This is a genomic window from Thermodesulfitimonas sp., from assembly GCF_052743955.1.
Genome location: NZ_JBRAIN010000164.1, coordinates 1 through 1,955, shown reverse-complemented (window position 1 = coordinate 1,955; position 1,955 = coordinate 1). Strand labels below are relative to the sequence as shown.

General features: G+C 58.8%; 4 protein-coding genes. All 4 read left to right on the top strand.

Translation table 11 applies throughout. From position 1 onward, the window contains the following. Window positions 1–908 (top strand): PAS domain S-box protein (locus ACUVTA_RS09590; protein ID WP_445952712.1); only part of this gene is annotated, 908 nt, incomplete at its 5' end. Between the two features lie 13 nt (window positions 909–921). Then, entirely contained in the window at window positions 922–1,296 is a 375-nt protein-coding gene (locus ACUVTA_RS09585) for a PAS domain S-box protein (RefSeq protein ID WP_445952713.1), read from the top strand. Window positions 1,297–1,332: 36 nt separating this feature from the next. Further along, a complete protein-coding gene (locus ACUVTA_RS09580; protein ID WP_445952711.1) occupies window positions 1,333–1,770 on the top strand; it encodes a hypothetical protein in 438 nt (145 codons plus the stop codon). Further along, on the top strand, window positions 1,724–1,955 hold a 232-nt coding region (locus ACUVTA_RS09575), incomplete at its 3' end, for a sensor histidine kinase (protein ID WP_445952710.1). The genes ACUVTA_RS09580 and ACUVTA_RS09575, both read left to right, overlap by 47 nt.

Genomic DNA, 1,955 nt, shown 5'->3' with positions numbered 1-1,955 from the left:
GGGCGGCTGGCGATCTTACGGCAAGAATAGAAACCACGGGCGATGATGAGTTGGCGGAGCTTGCTTGCGAAATCAACAAAATGCTTGCGGGGCTGGAACAATCAAAACAGCTTCGCGAGAGCGAGGAACGCTACCGGGCCCTTTTCGACCAGACACTGACGGGCAACTACATTGCTTTAGGATACGGCCGGGTCCTCCTCTGTAATCCGGCTTACGTGCGGATGTTCGGCTTCGGCTCGCTCGAGGAGGCGCTGGCGACCGATTTCTTCACCCTTTTCCCGGACGAGGCGGCAAAAGAGGCGTTCCTGCAGCTGCTCCGCGAGAAGAAAAAGCTTGAGCTCCACGAAACTACTTTCCGCCGGCGGGACGGGCAGCTGATTACCGTGGTCCAGAACGTGATCGGAACCTTTGACCAGCGCGGCGAGTTGCTTCAGCTTCAAGGGTACCTTTTCGACATAACGGCACGGAAAAAGGCGGAGGAAGCGCTGGCGGGGGCCAAGCGCCAGAACGAGCTGCTTTTAGAGGCCGTCGGCGAAGGGATATACGGTGTTGACCCGGAAGGGAAAGTAACTTTTGTTAACCCGGCGGCGCTTGCGATGACGGGTTACACGGCGGCAGAGGTAGTGGGCCAGCTCCAGCACCGGATTCTACACCACACGCGGGCAGACGGCACCCCTTATCCGGAGGCGGCGTGCCCGGTCTACGCTACCCTACGGGACGGCAAGCCGCACTCGATTACGGGGGAAGTCTTTTGGCGGAAGGACGGGAGCAGCTTCCCCGTGGAGTACACCTGCACGCCGGTGCGGGAAGGAGAGAGAATCGTGGGGGCCGTCGTCGTTTTTCGCGATATTACAGCGCGGCAGCAGGCCGAGCAGGCGCTGCGGGAAGCGCACACGCAAATCAAGTAATTAGTGGCCTCAAATCTCCTCCATCCTGATTGGCTTAGACGCAGATGGTTACGTTAAACACTGGAATGGTCCGGCGGCCGAAACTTTTGGGTTGGTGGCGGCAGCGGTAGTTGGCCGCCCGCTCAGTGCCAGCGGCATCGAGTGGGAGTGGGAGAAGGTGGCACGCGGCGATGCCTCGTGCCGGGAGCGCCGGGAACCGGTACGGGTGGACGATGTCCGCTACCTCCGGCGGGACGGTAAGCCCGGTTTTTTGGGGCTGACGGTGACGCCGCTGGTGAGCGAAGAAGGGAAGCACTTGGGTTACGTTATTCTTGCTGCCGATATTACCGAACGGAGAAACGAGGAGACCCAGCGGGTTTTACGGCAAAAGTTAGAGTCGCTCGGATAGTTAGCGGCGGGGATTGCCCACGAGATCAATACACCGATGCAGTATGTTGGCGATAATACGACCTTTTTGCGGGATGCGTTTGCGACGCTCTCCCAGTTTGTGGCGCGTTGCCAGGGACTGCTGGCACAGGCGGAAAGCGGCGTGGTGGCGGCTGCGGAACTAAGCGCAGCTTTGGCGGCGATTGACTGGGAGTTTTTAGGCGTGGAGATTCCGAAGGCCCTGGAACAATCCCTAGAGGGGATTGGCCGGGTGCGGAAGCTTGTCTTGGCGATGAAGGAGTTCGCACATCCCGGTAGGAGAGATAAGGCACCCCACAATCTTAACCGGGCGGTGGAGAGCACGGTAACGATTTCGCGGAACGAATGGAAGTATGTGGCGGACCTCGAAATGGACCTGGATCCGGATCTGCCGCCAGTGCCCTGTGTGGTTGGGGAAGATTATCATCCGGACTCGGAGGGAAGGCGATTTCGCTAAGATCGAGATCAGCGATACCGGCATTCCGCCGGCCATTATCGACCGGATCTTCGACCCGTTTTTTATTACTAAAGAAGTGGGCAAGGGCTCCGGCCAAGGGTTAGCCATCGCCCATGATATCGTGGTAAACAAGCACCAGGGCAATATTACCGGGGAATCGGAGGTTGGGAAGGGAACTACCTTCA